This window comes from Bacillus sp. GW823-FHT06B01 (genome assembly GCF_058952315.1).
On sequence record NZ_JBXAHR010000006.1, the window covers coordinates 1 to 17,984 of the forward strand.

16 protein-coding genes are annotated in these 17,984 nt (G+C 35.9%); 4 read left to right on the plus strand and 12 right to left on the minus strand.

What is annotated here, in order from left to right; translation table 11 throughout:
* The first annotated feature begins 740 nt into the window (after positions 1–740).
* Positions 741–3,785, plus strand: coding sequence for an efflux RND transporter permease subunit (locus tag AC1Q8N_RS23785; protein ID WP_098076771.1), 3,045 nt, complete (start codon positions 741–743; stop codon positions 3,783–3,785).
* A gap of 44 nt (positions 3,786–3,829) precedes the next feature.
* Here the strand turns inward: AC1Q8N_RS23785 and AC1Q8N_RS23790 are convergent, their stop codons facing one another.
* The 4 genes from AC1Q8N_RS23790 to AC1Q8N_RS23805 form a co-directional block, all read right to left on the minus strand.
* The gene (locus AC1Q8N_RS23790; protein ID WP_098076773.1) at positions 3,830–4,354 is read right to left on the minus strand and encodes a P-loop nucleotide/nucleoside kinase family protein; all 525 of its coding nucleotides are present in this window, start codon (positions 4,352–4,354) and stop codon (positions 3,830–3,832) included.
* Between the two features lie 135 nt (positions 4,355–4,489).
* Complete coding sequence (gene pstA / locus AC1Q8N_RS23795; protein ID WP_098076776.1) at positions 4,490–5,410, minus strand: phosphate ABC transporter permease PstA; 921 nt, start codon at positions 5,408–5,410, stop codon at positions 4,490–4,492.
* Between the two features lie 2 nt (positions 5,411–5,412).
* Positions 5,413–6,303, minus strand: a complete 891-nt coding sequence (gene pstC, locus AC1Q8N_RS23800) for a phosphate ABC transporter permease subunit PstC (protein WP_141519962.1) — start codon at positions 6,301–6,303, stop codon at positions 5,413–5,415.
* Between the two features lie 71 nt (positions 6,304–6,374).
* On the minus strand, positions 6,375–7,277 hold the full coding sequence (locus AC1Q8N_RS23805; RefSeq protein WP_048541819.1) for a phosphate ABC transporter substrate-binding protein PstS family protein: 903 nt from the start codon (positions 7,275–7,277) through the stop codon (positions 6,375–6,377).
* Between the two features lie 509 nt (positions 7,278–7,786).
* Here AC1Q8N_RS23805 and AC1Q8N_RS23810 point away from each other — a divergent pair.
* The 3 genes from AC1Q8N_RS23810 to AC1Q8N_RS23820 are packed head-to-tail and all read left to right on the plus strand — an operon-like array spanning position 7,787 to position 10,141.
* The gene (locus AC1Q8N_RS23810; protein WP_000252989.1) at positions 7,787–8,044 is read left to right on the plus strand and encodes a FeoA family protein; all 258 of its coding nucleotides are present in this window, start codon (positions 7,787–7,789) and stop codon (positions 8,042–8,044) included.
* Entirely contained in the window at positions 8,041–8,763 is a 723-nt protein-coding gene (locus AC1Q8N_RS23815; protein WP_098076781.1) for a FeoB small GTPase domain-containing protein, read from the plus strand. The genes AC1Q8N_RS23810 and AC1Q8N_RS23815 overlap by 4 nt, the downstream gene beginning before the upstream one ends.
* On the plus strand, positions 8,741–10,141 hold the full coding sequence (locus tag AC1Q8N_RS23820; protein ID WP_088061939.1) for a nucleoside recognition domain-containing protein: 1,401 nt from the start codon (positions 8,741–8,743) through the stop codon (positions 10,139–10,141). Before AC1Q8N_RS23815 ends, AC1Q8N_RS23820 begins: the two co-directional genes overlap by 23 nt.
* A gap of 60 nt (positions 10,142–10,201) precedes the next feature.
* Here AC1Q8N_RS23820 and AC1Q8N_RS23825 read toward each other — a convergent pair whose 3' ends face one another.
* From AC1Q8N_RS23825 to AC1Q8N_RS23860, 8 genes are all read right to left on the minus strand, one after another.
* Positions 10,202–10,339, minus strand: a complete 138-nt coding sequence (locus AC1Q8N_RS23825; protein WP_000493989.1) for a hypothetical protein — start codon at positions 10,337–10,339, stop codon at positions 10,202–10,204.
* Positions 10,340–10,350: 11 nt separating this feature from the next.
* Positions 10,351–11,517, minus strand: a complete 1,167-nt coding sequence (locus tag AC1Q8N_RS23830) for a Ger(x)C family spore germination protein (RefSeq protein ID WP_048541812.1) — start codon at positions 11,515–11,517, stop codon at positions 10,351–10,353.
* Complete coding sequence (gerLB, locus tag AC1Q8N_RS23835; RefSeq protein WP_048541809.1) at positions 11,501–12,625, minus strand: spore germination protein GerLB; 1,125 nt, start codon at positions 12,623–12,625, stop codon at positions 11,501–11,503. Before gerLB ends, AC1Q8N_RS23830 begins: the two co-directional genes overlap by 17 nt.
* Positions 12,626–14,104 (minus strand): spore germination protein GerLA, encoded by a 1,479-nt coding sequence (gerLA, locus tag AC1Q8N_RS23840; RefSeq protein ID WP_095205680.1) that lies wholly within the window; start codon positions 14,102–14,104, stop codon positions 12,626–12,628.
* Between the two features lie 101 nt (positions 14,105–14,205).
* Positions 14,206–15,678: a sodium:solute symporter family protein gene (locus tag AC1Q8N_RS23845; RefSeq protein ID WP_048541807.1), complete on the minus strand. Its 1,473-nt coding sequence runs from the start codon at positions 15,676–15,678 to the stop codon at positions 14,206–14,208.
* The gene (locus AC1Q8N_RS23850) at positions 15,675–15,872 is read right to left on the minus strand and encodes a DUF3311 domain-containing protein (RefSeq protein WP_000719861.1); all 198 of its coding nucleotides are present in this window, start codon (positions 15,870–15,872) and stop codon (positions 15,675–15,677) included. The genes AC1Q8N_RS23845 and AC1Q8N_RS23850 overlap by 4 nt, the downstream gene beginning before the upstream one ends.
* A gap of 1 nt (position 15,873) precedes the next feature.
* Entirely contained in the window at positions 15,874–17,049 is a 1,176-nt protein-coding gene (locus tag AC1Q8N_RS23855) for an amidohydrolase (RefSeq protein ID WP_098076784.1), read from the minus strand.
* A gap of 132 nt (positions 17,050–17,181) precedes the next feature.
* Positions 17,182–17,892: a C39 family peptidase gene (locus AC1Q8N_RS23860; protein WP_046957293.1), complete on the minus strand. Its 711-nt coding sequence runs from the start codon at positions 17,890–17,892 to the stop codon at positions 17,182–17,184.
* Between the last annotated feature and the right edge of the window lie 92 nt (positions 17,893–17,984).

A 17,984-nucleotide genomic window follows, 5' to 3' on the forward strand; every position in this document is an offset into this window, starting at 1 on the left:
TAAAGTTAGTTTGTCTAGCATCTAAAAATAAAAATTGACGTTTCACGTTGTTTGTTTCGTTCAGTTTTCAAAGAACTTGTCTGCCGCTTCAGAAGCGACTTCATCATATTAACATCTTCATTTTTCGATGTCAACTACGTTTCAAAATTTATTTTTTGTCGTTTTCTGCGTTTCCGCATCAGCGACGTTTATTAATATACCATCATGATTTTTAAATAACAAGTGTTTTTTAAAAAAAAACACAAAAAAATATCCATCCTACTTTCTTCTATATAGAGACACCTCATCCCATCTATGGAAAACAGCTATTTAAATTGTATACCAATACACTCTAGTTAACCAAACTGTATTTCATAACCCCTTCCTAGATTTTCATTCTCTTCTATATTAAAGCCCTGATCATTTACTTCTCTATAGACTAACAATATAAAAAACAAATCACTCCAAACTAAAAAAATAGATTCACCACTTCCTACATAAAGCAAATATGCCGATTTTTAGTTTTGTTCCTCCACACAAACTATTAATTGAACGAATCGGTTGTTTACAGACAGCTCGATTAGGTAATAGTCTTATCGCTCGGCGAATAGCGGAATAAATAACGAAATTCCAACAAAAACATTAACTTAAGATTATTGTTAGAATTTTTTTACATTTAATTAATTAAAAATATCCATTTTTTGTTATATAGTAAGAAAGGACGTACTCAACTATAAATAAACCAATGGAGGAATTACTTTATGGATAGGTTAACAAAGTTTTCATTAAAAAACCGCGCCGCTGTTATCATCATGGTTTTTCTCATTTCCGTACTTGGCGTTTATTCTGGATCTAAATTACCTATGGAATTTTTACCAAGCATCGATAATCCAGCAGTCACTGTCACAACCTTATCCCAAGGACTCGACGCTGAAGCGATGACGAAAGAAGTAACTGATCCCCTCGAAAAACAATTTCGCAATTTAGAACACATCGACAGCATCACCTCTTCTACGCACGAGGGGTTATCACGTATCGATATCGCGTATACATCCAAAGCAAACATGAAAGACGCAGCACGCGAGGTTGAAAAGGCCATTAACACAATTAAATTACCTAAAGATGCAACTAAACCCATAGTTAGCCAATTAAATACTTCTATGATTCCACTCGCTCAAATTGCGATCCAGAAGCAAAACGGATTTTCAAAAGCAGATGAAAAACAAATCGAAAAAGAAATCGTACCACAACTCGAAAGCATTGATGGTGTTGCCAACGTTATGTTTTTCGGAAAATCAGCCTCTGAATTATCTATCATACTAGACCCAAACCAATTAAAAGATAAAAACGTAACAACAGAACAAATATTAAAAGTTTTACAAGGAAAAGAAACTTCTACTCCAGCCGGAGCAATTACCGTTAATAAAGAAGAATATAACCTTCGTGTCATTGGGGATATAAAAAATGTAGATGATATTAAAAACATAACCGTTGCACCTCAAGTAAAATTGCAAGATGTTGCTCAAATCGAACTTAAACAACACTACGATACAATCTCGCATATAAACGGAGAAGAAGGAACCGGATTAATCATCATGAAAGAGCCAAGTAAAAATGCAGTTGCAATCGGAAAGGAAATCGATAAGAAAATCAAAGATATAAGTAAACAATATAAAGATCAGTTTTCTATTAAACTTTTAGCCTCAACTCATGAGCAAGTTGAAAATGCTGTTACTAGTATGGGCAAAGAAGTAATTCTTGGAGCAATTGCTGCAACTCTAATTATCTTAATCTTTTTGCGTAACTTCCGAACGACACTCATCGCCGTTGTCAGTATTCCATTATCTATTTTATTAACACTCTTTTTACTACACCAATCTAACATCACACTTAACACCTTAACGCTTGGTGGTTTAGCAGTTGCAGTTGGACGTCTCGTTGATGATAGTATCGTTGTCATCGAGAATATTTTCCGTCGTTTACAAAAAGAATCTTTCTCTAAAGATATTATTCTCGATGCAACGAAAGAGGTCGCCGTCGCAATTACTTCTTCTACTTTAACAACAGTCGCTGTTTTCTTACCTATCGGCCTCGTATCAGGAGTAATCGGAAAATTAATGTTACCTATGGTATTAGCAGTTGTATATTCTATACTATCATCCTTAATCGTTGCACTAACAGTTGTTCCACTTATGGCTTTTTTACTACTAAAAAAAACAAAGCACAAAAAGCCAAGTTCTTCACCACGATATGTCGCTACATTAAAGTGGGCTCTTTCGCATAAATTCATTATTCTACTTACTGCTTTTTTATTATTCGCAGGATCGATTGCAGCCTATGTATTACTACCGAAAGCGAACATAAAATCTGAAGACGACACAATGTTATCTATTAATATGACTTTCCCAGCTGATTACGCTCCTGAAACACAAAAACAAAAAGCCTTCGATTTCGAAAAGAAATTACTTTCTAATTCGGATGTAACAGATGTTATTTTGCGAATGGGATCTAGCGCAGAAGATGCACAATGGGGGCAAACGACAAAAAATAATCTTGCCAGTATATTTGTAGTCTTCAAGAAAGGCTCTGATGTTGATCAATATATTAAAGAGTTAAAGAAAGAACATAAAGCTTTTGAGCCTGCTGAACTAGATTATATAAAAACGAGTTATTCAAGCTCTGGTGGTGGCAACAATTTGCAATTTAACGTAACAGCAACTAACGAAACGAATTTAAAAGAGGCTGCTACTATCGTCGAAACAAAACTAAAAGATATGGCTGCTCTCTCTAAAGTAAAAACAAATTTAGAAGACTCTAAGAAAGAATGGCAAATCCATGTTGATCAAACAAAGGCCGAACAACTAGGCTTAACACCAGAATTAGCAGCACAACAAGTAGCATTCCTTATAAAGAAATCACCTATTGGTGAAGTTTCAATCAATAATGAAAAAACAACTATTATAATAGAACACAAAAAAGAAAACATCACTAAACAAGAAGACATTTTAAACACAAACATACTATCACCTATCAATGGACCAATTCCTTTAAAAGACATTGCAACTATTTCAGAAAAGCAACTTCAAACAGAAGTCTTCCATAAAGATAGAAAAGAAACGATTCAAATTACTGCCGAGGCCTCAAATGAAGATTTAAGTAAAGTAAGCGCAGAAGTAAACAAAACGATAGCTAACTTAGATTTACCTAGCGGCGCAAAAGTAACTATTGCAGGTGCAACTGAATCTATGCAAGAGAACTTCACTGATTTATTCAAAATTATGGGGATTGCAATCGGGATTGTATATTTAATTATGGTTATCACCTTCGGACAGGCGCGCGCTCCTTTTGCAATTTTGTTCTCCTTGCCATTAGCTGCTGTTGGCGGTATTTTAGGATTAATCATTTCAGGAACACCCGTTGATGTAAATTCCTTGATCGGCGCATTAATGTTAATCGGGATTGTTGTTACAAACGCTATTGTATTAATAGAAAGAGTGCAACAAAATCGGGAACACGGAATGGAAACAAGAGATGCCTTACTAGAAGCGGGATCCACTAGGTTACGTCCAATCATTATGACAGCTATAACGACAATCGTCGCTATGCTCCCTCTCCTATTTGGTCAATCGCAAGCAGGAAGCATGGTATCAAAAAGTCTTGCCGTCGTTGTCATCGGTGGTTTAGCAGTCTCAACCGTTCTTACATTAGTAGTCGTTCCAGTTATGTATGAACTATTAGATAAAATCGGAAGAAAAAGACGCTCTCGCAGAAAAATAAGCACTTCTACAGAAACACCTGATATTTAAAGAAAAAGGCGTTTTCTTCAAGAACGAAGATAACGCCTTTTTCTCTACTTACCGATATAATCCATCATTTTTTGAGCATATCGCTCTAGAGGTTTACCAGAATCTACAATAAGATATTCAGTATTCGAAGGTCTCTTACTACCATCTAACCACTTTTTAAAAGCTACTTCCGAATCCACTTTTCCAATCTGACTGAACATACGTTTACGTGTTTGTAACCTATTATTAATCTCTTCCATATCATTAAGATAGCATTCAATATATTTATATTTCACACCATGTTCATTAGACAGCTTAATTCTTTTTTCAACCATACCTTCATATAGACATGGACTATCCAATATAACACTATGCCCTTGTCCTAAATAAGAATCAAGCAATGCCCATTCAACATCGTATGATACTCCTCCAACAATCGTCGATTCAATCCCTTTCATTTCTAATGATTGTAACAATGCCGATTTCAAAACGTCATGATTTACAATTACAGCACCTGTTAACTTCGCTATATACTTAGAAACTGTCGATTTTCCCGATCCAGGAAAACCTGACATTTGCAGAAGAAACAAATTAACTCCCCCCTCTCGTCCGAACCTATTCATCTATATAATCAATTCCAAATTCAACAATCATTACATCCATTCCTTCTATATTAAAATACAAAAAGAACTCTCTACTTATAAGTAGAGAGTTCTTTTTGTATTTTATGCTGCTTTTATCTTCTTCGTCGTTTTACTTTTTCTTTTCGTTCCTGTAAAACGTTTGTGCAATACAGATGCTACCAAGCGTGAAATAACATTGAATAGTAATACCATAATAATTAATACAGCTGCAGATTTTGTCGCAATCAACTTTGCATCCGGAATAACTCCTTCAGAATTTAACTTCCAAATGTGAACCGCTAACGTTTCAGCTGGTCTAAATGGATTTAAAGGATGCGCAGGACTTGAGAAGTCCGCTGCTGAATTTAAAATCGGGGATGTTAAACCCGCTGTATAAATTAACGCTGCCGCTTCACCAAATATACGACCCGCCGCTAAAATAATACCTGTAATAATTTGCGGTAATGACGACGGAATAATGATACGAGCAATTGTTTGCCATTTCGTTGCACCTAATCCAAGACTTGCCTCTTTTACATTATGAGGCACTTCTGAAATCGCATTTTCACAAACACGTGTTAAACCTGGTAAGTTTAAAATAGTTAAAGCAAGAGCACCACCCATTACTGTGTATCCCCAACCTGTCATGGTAACGAACACTAACAAACCGAATAAACCAACAACAATCGAAGGTAACGACGCCATTGTCTCAATACATAAGCGAACAAAATTTAAAAAGCGCCCTTGTTTTGCATACTCTGCTAAATATATTCCAGCCCCTAATCCAAGAGGAATAGATATAACAAGCGTTATAACAAGCATGTAGAAAGAATTGAATAACTGTGGACCAATCCCACCACCAGCTCTTGTATTACTTGGTTCTCCAAACAAAAAATCAGGATCCCAAAATCCCCATCCCTTTTGCAGAATTTCAAATACTAAGAATACTAGCAGAGCTACAACTAAAGCCGCAACTGCATAAAAGATACCTGTCCAAATTTTATTTACCATTCTTGCATTCATTATTATCGCTCACCTCTTTGCCCAATCGCTCGAATCACTAAAATAAACAGGAATGAAATAACAAGTAAAATCATCGCTAAAGTCCATAGCGCATTATTCCAAGCAGTTCCGTTTAATGTATTTGTCATGTCCATTGTCAAAATACCAGTTAACGTCGCTGTCGGACTATATATTCCTTCTGGTAATTTAATTGTGTTCCCGATTACCATTTGAACCGCTAATGCTTCACCAAAAGCACGCGCTAAACCTAAAACAACACCTGTTAAAATCCCTTTTTTCGCAGCAGGAACAATCACTCGGCTAACCGCTTGCCATTTCGTTGATCCTAGACCATAAGAAGCTTCTAAATAATCAAATGGAACAGAGCGTATTGCATCAGAAGCGATACTAGCAATAGTAGGTAAAATCATAATACTTAATACAACAATACCCGCAATTAGACTAAATCCCACTCCCCCGAACGAATCACGTAATAGTGGCACTAAAATCGTAACCCCTAATAATCCGTATACAACCGAAGGAATACCAACTAATAATTCTAAAACGGGCTTCAATACTTTATTTCCAAACTTTGGCGAAATTAAATTCATGAATATAGCAAGAGCTATAGCAATTGGCGCACTAATAATAACCGCACCTAACGAAACCACCGTTGAACCTACAATAAAAATCAAAGCCCCGAAGGTTCCTTCGTCAGTATTTGGATTCCATTTTGTCGATGTTAACATCTCAGTAAATGAGATACCACTTTGTGTAAAAGATTGAATACCTTTACCGCAAATAAACGCAATAATAGCTAATGTAATTAAAACAATAAAAATACCACAAAACGTAACAAGCGATCTTCCTATATATTCACTTTTTACGTAATTAATTTGTTTTTTCCCCTTCATCACAGGTCAGACCCCACTTCATAGATTGAAATGAACAGGACTGGCCTTGCAGCCAGCCCCATAAAAATTTATTACTTATTTAATTTAGACATTGGGATGTAACCCATATCTTCTACTTGCTTTTCAAAGTCTTTTCCTTTTACATAATCAATGTAAGCTTTCGTTGCTTCTTTCGCTTCACCTTTTGTTACCATGTACTCGTAAGACCAGAATGGATATTTACCAGACGAAATGTTTTCAACTTTTGGTTCAGAACCATCAATTTTCACTGTTTGTAGCGCACCTTTTTTATCGCCAACCATGTAAGACATTGCTAAATAACTTACTGAACCTGGAGTAGAATTGATCGCTTGCTCTACTGCACCGTTAGAATCTTGTGTTGTACCAGTTCCATCATTAATTTTCGCTTCTTTCATAACTGTCTTTTCAAATGTAGCACGTGTACCAGATGAAGCTGGACGGTTAATTACGTTGATTTTTTCATCTTTCCCGCCTACCTCTTTCCAGTTTGTTACTTTCCCAGTGAAGATATCTTGTACTTGTTGCACTGTTAAGTTATCAACTTTTACATCTTTATTTACGACAAGCGCGAATGCAATACCCGCAACCTTGTTATCTACTAATTCTTTCGCTTTTTCAGCATCTTTTATTTTATCCCCTGATGGAACATCTGAATTACCAATTTGTACTGCACCCGATGCTACTTGGTTAATCCCAGTTCCACTACCGCCGCCTTGCACTTGAATAGAAACTTTTGAATTTTTCTCCATGAATTTCTTTCCAGCTTCCTCCGCAAGAGGTAGAAGAGCTGTAGAACCAGCTGCTGCAATCGTACCTGATAATTCTTGTTTTGTATTATCGCTTCCTTTAGCAGGTTCTTTACTAGCTGTATCATCTGCTTTCCCACATCCAACTAACGCTCCTGCCACCACTAAAGCCGCTAAAGAAAATTTAATACCTTTTTTCATAACCATGTCTTGTACCCCCATTTGGATTATCACTTTTCGAATTCATTTTCTTTCGAACACAAATTCATTGTAGGACAACAATATTATGTGAGTGTTAAGCAATTTTTAATTTTAAGTAAATGACGATAATAACCCTTAAAAGCTAGGAATCCCAACATTTATAGTTAAAGAACCCAACAAAATCCACACGAATTAAGCTGTAATGTAAATTTATTCTTAAAAATGTAAATTCAATGTAAATGTTTTTCGCTCTTTTCCCCTTTTAATTAAAAATACATTTACAAATACATTGTATCTTTTAACTTTTACACTCTTACTTTATTTACATTCAACAAAATTTCAGTAATATTTTTTAGTACAACTAAATAAATTGGAACAATTCTAAAAATAAATGAATATTTTTAAAGTACCAATTGACAGCATCATCCAATGTAGTCTACTATATTATTAACAAAAAGTTTACCTAAGGAAACTTTTTAAACTTAAACAAACAATATAGAGATGAGGTAACTTTTATGGTATCGGCTAATACAAAACCACTTTCCGAGTTTAAGACAGGAGAGTTTGTACAAATTGAGAAGATACAATTAGAAGGAACTATGAAACGACGTTTATTAGACTTAGGATTTATCCCTGGGGCAACAATTAAAGTATTACAGCGCAGTCCGCTTGGAGATCCGGTCGCTTATCAAGTAAGCAATACAACTATCGCACTACGTAAGGAAGAAAGTTCCCTTATTTTCGGGGTATTAATAGGAGATGATTTCAGATGAGCAAACATCGTATTGCTTTAGCTGGCAACCCGAACACCGGGAAAAGTACATTATTTAATACTTTAACAGGCTTAAAACAACACACTGGAAACTGGACGGGAAAAACTGTTTTAAAAGCTGAAGGGGAATATCAACATAACGGAAGTAAATATACATTAATAGATTTACCTGGAACTTACTCACTATATTCAAATTCTGCGGATGAAGAAGTAGCAAGAGATTATATTATATTTGAAAAACCAGAAGTAACTGTAGTTGTTATAGATGCAACTGCAATGGAAAGAAATTTAAATTTAGCTCTCCAAGTGATGGAAATGACAAGCAATGTAGTCATTTGTATTAATTTAATTGATGAAGCGGAGAAAAAAGGCATCGTTATTGATGAAAAGAAATTAGCAAAATCGCTCGGTGTACCTGTAGTTAAGATTTCTGCTCGTAACCGAGTAGGTATTGGGCATTTGCTAAGCGTTATCGCTAAAGTAGCAAATAAAAAATTAATTCCAACACCAATTAAAATTTCTTACAGTGAAAAAATCGAAAATATGATTCAGGAATTAGAACCACAAATTTATAAAGTGTTCGGTGATACGTATCCAGCACGTTGGATTGCGTTACGTATATTAGATGGAGATAAAAATTTCTTAACTACACTTCAAAAACACCATAATGAACCACTTGTAAGGGAGGTCGTAATGAATGGAATCTCACTCAGCCAGTAAAGCTCTTCCATTAGACTATATTATTCAACATGCACAAGCACTCTCAAAAGAAGATATACGAGATGATATTGTCGGGGATATTTATCGAACATCTGCAAGCATATGTAAAGAATCTGTTCAATATACAAATACTGATAAATTGTATCGTTCTGAAAAACTAGATAAAATTTTCACATCTCCAATCTGGGGATTTCCAATTATGCTCGGTATTTTATCTATCATTTTTTATCTTACAATTGCAGGTGCTAACGTACCCTCTGATATGATTGCTGAGTTCTTCGGATGGGCCGAAGGGTATTTAACATCTTGGTTCCAGGCAGCACATGCACCCGAATGGTTACATGGCATTTTAATACTCGGCTTATTCCGTGGTATCGGTGCTGTTATTAGCGTTATGTTACCACCTATGGCCATCTTTTTCCCTATGTTCGCACTATTAGAAAACTACGGATACTTACCACGTGTCGCTTTTAATATGGATCGCTTATTCAAACGCTCCGGTGCACATGGCAAACAATCTTTAACAATGGCAATGGGATTTGGTTGTAATGCAGCCGCTATTATGTCAACGCGTATTATTGAATCACCACGTGAACGTATGCTTGCAATCTTAACAAACAACTTCGTTCCTTGTAACGGTCGCTGGCCTATGTTAATTTTAATGGCTTCATTATTTATGGCCGCTGGTTATACAGGTAGTATGCAAACATTAGTTACTGCTGGCGTTGTAGTTGGAATGGTTGTAATTGGTGTTATTATGACATTAACTGTTTCTTGGGTACTATCAAAAACAGCTTTAAAAGGTGTGCCAACTCACTACACTCTTGAGTTACCACCGTACCGTAAACCAAAAGTTTGGAATACAATTGTACGTGCAACACTCGATAAATCAATTTATGTTTTAAAACGAGCTATCGTTGTAGCTGCCCCTGCGGCTGCATTAACTTGGTTACTAGCTAATATTTTCATCGGTGACACAAGCTTACTTATGTATTTTGTAAACTTCCTAGATCCGTTCGCTAAAATGTTAGGACTTGATGGATTTATTTTAGCTGCATTCATTCTTGGACTACCAGCGAATGAAATTGTTATCCCTATTTTATTAATGTCTTATTTATCAACTGGAGCTTTAACTGAAATAGACGATTTTAATCAAATTAAAAATCTATTCTTAGAAAATGGTTGGACTTGGTTAACAGCGTTAAACACAATGTTGTTCTCACTTCTTCACTTCCCATGTGGAACAACACTGGTTAACATATATAAAGAAACAAAAAGTGCAAAGTGGACATTCTTATCGTTTGCAATCCCTACCGTTATCGCCATTGTTGTGACATTCCTCTCTACACAATTGGTACATTGGTTAGGGCTTTTATAAGCAAAGCATACATAGAAGGTATCCCCCTTCACATTTGCTTTGCGCGAAAGAAACCTGAAATCATTCAGGTTTCTTTTTTTGTGCATCAGTATTCCAAGGCTGTGCTCCATACGTTGTGAGTTTCTTATGAATAAAGTATATGGCTCCCGGAAGAACTGCCATTAATATCGTGCAACTAATTCCTAATCCAGTAAACACCTTCCATCACCTTACTTTACTCTTTTTGGTAAAGCTGAACCTGAATGCTCAATTGTCGGATGAACATGAACAGTAATCTCAGCATTACTAAAGTAATTTTCACCTTGATCCCAATTCTTATCTATCTTCTTCCATTCTTTATAATTATGCCGCTTATATACGTCCCCTAACTCTAATACATCTACCTTATATTTTTTTTGAACAAGCTTAATCGATTTTTGAATGCGCTTCTCCATTTCCTCCGTGATGTTTTTCTTTAATCGCTTTTCGTTCATAATTTGTTTATGATCACTAAAATGCAACTCAGCCAATGTTCCTTCCAAAAACAAGTGAATATCGAACTTCGGTTTTGTAGCATTTTCTGTAGATACTTTAATCTTTCGACGCATTTTATGAATTTCATATGTAATAAGCTGGTCTTTTTTACGAATGGTAAAGAATCCTCCAATTTTCTTACCTATTATATAATTTATTCCAAATGTTTCTTCTCCATTCAAACTACCTACACACTTATTATCCTTCCCGCGAAACAACGCTGCACCGTTCATTTGTACCCCTTGCCTTGTTAATTCAAGAATAGGTAATACGAAGCTTCGGTTGGAAATCATCTTTTCCTGAACTTCACCAATTCTTGCAGCCTCAATCATTTGAGCATTTTTCGGAGGATGTTCAGCTAACATATCAATATACTGCGCCGGTAAATTTTCAGGCTTAGCGCTCTGCTTCAAAATAGCTTCTGCATTTTTCTTAGAAACGAACAAACGTATATTTCTTCTCATCTCATGATCACGAATATATACATCTAACGTATTTTGTAAAACATATGGATTCGATAATAAGTCTTTAGAAAAAATTATCACTTGTATGTGCGGAAAGAATAGTGAGCGACTAATTTTTTTGGCAATAATTCGTATTTGCTCAAAGACACTATCTGCCTTCGCACTCACATTAATATAATTTTCGCTATCTCCACCACCTTGTCCACCTTGTTGCGACAATTTACTGGGGAGTACCATCTGATACGTCCCTTTCATAATTGGATTCGCTTTCTTTTTTTTCACAATATCATAGGCTGCACCTACTACAAATCCTCTTTCTTCTATTTCTTCTAACTCAGAGCATCCACTTATCGATCCCGCTAACACTAGAAGCATTATAATTTTAAGAAGGTGTTTCATTTCTACCATTCCTTCTTTTTATTTTATATACAATAAAAACTAACAAAGGTGCTAACACGACAAAGCCCATATCTATCCAAGCTAAATAAGTTCCGTAATTTGACAAGTCATTCAAACTACTAGGTATCATATTCAGCATAAAAATAATCGGGGCACTTACGAAAATAAAAATATGTTTCTTCACTTTCGGAAACATAGCACAAAACAATAAAGATGCGACGTCATAATACATTGCTGTAGTGTTATAAATAGTAATAATCCAAGTAGTAAAAAAAATCGCATCAAACCTTTCTAAAAACCCCCCACCAATTTCAATTTCTTTCCCGAGTTCAATTGTTGGATATGTCAATCCACGTGTTGTCATATATGTAAAAACACTAATACAAGTTACATAAATTAAAATGTATGACAACACGTTTACCATCACCGCTTTTGCAACTGCCATCGGTGCCTTTTTCACTGACTTATCGTTCAACATCACAGCATAAAACAGAGCTACCTCAAATCCGATAAATGTGAAAATAGAGTTTTTAACTCCTACAGCATATTGACTGACGTCCGTTTGAAAAGCTGGTAGTAAATTATTTATTTCCATTAAATTTATATTCAATAAAGAAAGCAGCACTATCGCAATTAAAACTATAGGTAAAAACAAAACGTTTAGCCTTAATAAAGCCGCTCTCGATCCTGCTACTCCATAAATAACAACTAATAGGAAAAAGAAAGACAATAGTTGCACTGGTGTATCACTAAATAAATACGTTTGTGAAATAATTGCAATCATTCGCGATTCATATGCTGTCAAAGCAGCAAACGTTAATACTAAAATGCTACTAATTGTGTATGCAACAGGCTTCGTCAAATGTGCACTCGTATATTGAACAAAGTTTTGTTTTGGGAATAAAATAGCTACCCTCGTTACAAACCACCCTAAAACCGCACAGACTAATCCACCCAAAAGCAAAATAATCCAACCGTCCGAAAATAAGGTTTGCGTAGCAATATCTCGCGGCATAGATAATGCACCTATACCGATAATTGTTGACGATACCGCAAAACCAATTTCCCGAGATCCAATCTCTTCATCCCCATATTCAAATGGCTTCAATTACTCTCGCTCCTTTGGACGTATTGTAGAATCTTTCGTTTGTAAGTACTCTGGTCTTTCTTTCAACATTGATTTTGGCAAGCGGATCATTTCTTCTTCCCAATCTTTATAAAATGCAGGAGCAATAGGCGTTGTATATGGCACCCCAACACTCTTTAAATTCGTAATATGAATCGCAAGTGCAATAAGAGCTAAAATAATTCCATATAGTCCAAAAGCAGTCGCCGCTAAAACAAAGACAAAAAGTAAAATCCGAAACGTAATCGTAATGCTATATACAGGCAGTGAAAATGTAGCAATTGCAGTAACTGCAATAATAATTACTAAAAACGGATTTACAATCCCTGCGTTCACCGCAGCTTCTCCAATTACAAGACCACCTACAATCCCAATTGTTTGCCCCATCGGTTTTGGCAACCTAATTCCCGCTTCTCGTATTAACTCCATCGTTAATGCCATCATTAACGTTTCTATATATGCCGGAAATGGTACCCCTTCTCTCGCTCCCGCAATAGAATAAGCTAATTTAGAGGGAATAAGCCCTTGATGATACGAAACAAGCGCTACGTACGTGGCAGGTAGTAAAACAGCAGCAATACCTGATCCCATACGTAAAATTCTTAATAACGTACCAATTACCCAGCGCTCATAATGATCTTCTACAGATTGAAAAATATCAACAAACACTAGTGGAGCGATAAGAGCAAATGGTGATCCGTCCACTAAAATGGCCGCTTTTCCTTTCGCTAGCGCAGCCACTATATTATCAGGTCTTTCTGTATTCAAAAATTGCGGGAATGGTGATAAATTATTGTCTTGAATTAATTGCTCAATCGTTCCTGTCTCAAGAATAACGTCTGCCACTATTGATTGAAGCCTTCGATCTAATTCGTCTACAATATAAGGGTTAATAATATCCTCTATATAGACTAAAGTTACTTCTTTTTGCGATCGCTTCCCCATAATATAGGATCGAAACCGTAACTTCGGATCACGTAAGCTGCGGCGAATTAACATCTTATTTACGTTAATATCTTCATTCAATCCAATTCTTGGTCCACGTATTAAATCTTCTGTTACTGGAGATTCTAGACTTCTTTTTTCCCATGCTCGGCTATTAATGACAATAGCGGTTTGAATATTATCAATTAATATAACTGTGTCTCCTGCTAAAATCGCATTTATAATGTCTGGAAACGTTGTCTTCATACCGACTTCTGCAATAGAAATAAAACGATCCAATAATGTTTGAACAACAGCTTCTTCTTTTTGTACTTCTTCATATTGAAGTGTACGAACTACATATTTATAAACATTATCCTTATCTGTTAACCCACATAAAAAAATAACCGCACAGCGTGTAAAACTACCCGCAAGGGCAACTTCCCTAATTGTTAAATCATTAGGCGAACCTAATTCATCCCTAATTTCTTTCATAACTTCAAATAAGTTACCTTTTAACTCTAACAATTCCCCCACCTAACTTCCTTTTCAACAAGTTTTTAGTTAGATTCCGCTAATAGAAGAAAATATATACAAAAAAGAGCTATCTCTTTTCAAAGATAGCTCTAGCACACGGATTACTTTTCTACTATTATACTGTCTGTCTTTATAGACACATTTCTCGTGAACCCGCTAACGATAAACATCACAATCATATTCATTAACAATGCGACTATACCTACATTTAAATCTTTTATATATTGAGGGAAAGCTGGAAACATCGTAGCTATAGTTGAACCAGATAAAGTAATATATGCGACCACTAACAACCCAATCCCCATCCCTGCAATTGCCCCTTGCTTCGTAATAACTTGACGTGGAAACAAACTACATACAAGTGCAGGGAAAAGTTGTGTCACTATACTATATCCCATTAAAAGAAGTGCCCCTATTGTTTCTCCACCTTTAAAAGTGAACAAAACAGCTACAAGCGTTACTACAGGCACAAATAATTTTGCCACTTTAGCAACTTGTCTATCTGAAGCAGATGGGACCATTGTTCGGTAAATGTTTTTTGCTAATAAAGTAGACGCCGCCATAACAAGCATAGAACCCGGAACTAATGCTGTTAATACTCCTGCACTACCAATAATACCAATAAACCATGGATCAAATGTTTGAAGAGCGAGACGGAATAACGAAAGGTCTACATCCCCTCCCTTTAACCCTGGAACTTGCAGTATAGCTGCAAATCCTGCAAAGAACACGAAAAGTAAAACTAAAGAATACAATGGCATAATTGCCGCATTTTTACGAAATACTTTTTCATTTTTTGCAGAGAAAGCAGAAGCGAATGTATGGGGCCACATATAGAAACCGAGAGCTGTTAATACAATAGTAGAAACAAACCAAGAAATGCTCATTCCTTCATCAGGTAAAGATAGAAATCCTGGTTTTGCTGCTTCTACAGCTTCAAACATCGGCTGAAAACCTCCGTAATAATGATATGGTAAATATATACCTAAAAACATAACGATAAACAGTATCATAATATCCTTCAAAGCGGCTGTCCAAGCAGAGCCGTGTATGCCTGAAACCATTACATATATCGTTATAACAATCGCACCAATCCACACTGCAATAACTGGTGATACCCTGCCGTAAGATGCTTCCGAAACGATAATACCTAATCCTTTTAACTGTAAAACAAGGTATGGGATAATTGAAATAACCCCAATGACAGAAACGATAATGCCAAGCGTCTGACTCTTATATTTCTTCACAAAAAAATCTGGCTGTGAAACAAGATTATGCTCTTTCGCATACTTCCAAACTGGCGGCAATAAAAAGTAAGATAAAATATAAGCTAGTGCACCATAACCTAAAATATAGAAAGTAGGTGCTCCTTTACTATACGCCCATCCACTTCCGCCTAAAAATGTGAACGTCGTATAAATTTCACCTGCCATAAGAAGAAAAACAAAAATAGTGCCAAAGCCTCTTCCTCCAACTGACCATTGCTCTAAATTCATATCTTTTCCATGTTGTGCCCGAATTCCTAAAAATAGTGCGAGAAACAAAAATAAAATAATGATAAGTAAGGCGATCATTTTACATCCCCCTTATTAGCAGGATCAAATACGTACACAAGCCCCATACAAAGAGACGTAATGAGCACCGATAATAATACCCAAAATAATAAAAATGGCATCCCTAATACGTAAGGAGTAACTGAATTAGCAAATACAGGTCCAACAACTAAACAAAAAACTGGAATAAGCGCTAATACGTGTATTTTCTTCATCTCATTCTCCTTTACTTATAAAATTCATAATAGATGATACAAAGACTTCCACTCCAATCGGTAATGCATCTTCATCAATCGTAAAACGAGGATGATGATGCGGATATATAATTCCCTTCTCTTTATTTCCCGCTCCAATAAAAAAGAATGTCCCTGGTGCCTTTTGTAAAAACGCTGAAAAATCTTCCCCAGCCATCGTCGGTTGTAAACGAGTAACTCGTTCCCTTCCATAAAGCTGTAATGCAGTTTGCTCAATAATCTCTGTAACTTCATAATCATTTACTACTGGTCGATATCCATATTCATAAGAAAATGTATATTTCGCTCCGTAAGATTCCGTCACATGCTTCACAATCCGTTCAATCCTTTTCTCTGTTTCTTCTCGCAACTCATGTCTTAAATTCCGCACTGTCCCTTCAATCTCCGCTTGTTCTGGAATCACATTATGGGTTGTCCCAGCATGAAATTGCGTAACAGATACTACAAGAGAATCTAACGGATTCGTGAGGCGAGATACAATGTGCTGAAGTTGCGAAACGACTTGTGTACCGATTGCAATACTATCAACCGTTTCATGAGGGATTCCAGCATGTCCACCTTTTCCTTCTATCGTAATTTTAAAAACATCTGGGGCAGCCATTGCAGGACCATAAATTACACCTATTTTACCAACCTCTAACGATGCCCAAAGGTGAGCACCAATAATATAATCCACACCTTCCATTACACCCGCTGCAACCATTTCCTCTGCACCGCCAGGAAAGTTTTCTTCTGCATGTTGGAAGAGAAAACGAATCTCCCCTTTAATCTTCTCTCTTTTTTCTACTAACTTATGTACGACCCCAAGTAATATCGCTATATGTCCATCATGGCCACATGCATGCATAACACCTGGATATGTAGAAATAAAATCAAACTCATTTTCTTCATGAATAGGAAGAGCGTCCATGTCAGCACGAACCGCGATGGTTTTACCAGGTTGCTTACCAATCAACCTTGCCATTACACTATATTTAGTAGGTCTTGACACTTCTAAATATGGGATTTTTCGAAGTATATCGAATACAAACTGTGATGTTTTTTCTTCTTGAAAAGATAACTCTGGATACTTATGAAAATGCCTTCTCCACTCAATTAATTGATTTTTCGATAAAATCAGTTCCTTTGCAACATCCATTTCTCTTCGCCCCTTCTTCACCAAGTTAAATGTTATTATAGCGTGAATTGTCAACTTTTAAAAGAATCTTCTGAATTTTCCGTTATAATGATCCAAAAATAAAAAGCCATCAAAAAGATGACTTTTTCAGTATTATAAAATAGTAATCGCTTGTTTCCCCATTTGCTCCCAAGCTTTCTCAAACTCTGCTCGCGGAACAGCAAAACGCGGATTATTTTTAAGTGGATCATTTACATATACAAAGTTTTGATCATACCCAACTATTACTACACTATGTTCATAATATGTAATTTTCACTTCGCCAGAGCTTGTATTCCATGTTTCAAAACTACTCTCGGCTAGTGGCTTAAACGTTGTATTAATAATGACCCATACTGGCGAACCGGAACTAACTACTTTATACATATCTTGCACGTCTCTACCTGTTAAATTAACTACTTTTTCAGGAGCATATTTTTCTGCTAAATTAAAAATGGGTTGATTATATACACCATATCCTGGCTCAGCCTTCGTATAAATATTTCCAACGAACCCCTCATAAGGATTTCCACGTAAACCATTTTGTTCAAATGGAACACGATGAATTTCGCTAGCAAGTTGCATCTTATCTACTTGTATACCTTTGTATTGTAGCAACATAGCCAAACTTGTAACTTCACATCCACGAGGTAATTCTGGTAACTGCTTTATAAACGGAACATTTTCAATCATAGTCGCTTCTTTCATTTCAGATAGAAACTCTAAACGGAACACTTGCGCCTTTTGTATAATTTTATCTTTCCCTATAAAAAACGCGGCAGCAAATATAATTCCAAAAACAAAAAGATATTTTAACTTTTTCATTTTAAACAAAACTCCATTAATTATTATTTTACAGACATACCTCTTATCATTGTACCTTTCTTCTTACTAGTTTGCTAGAAAGATTCTGTGAA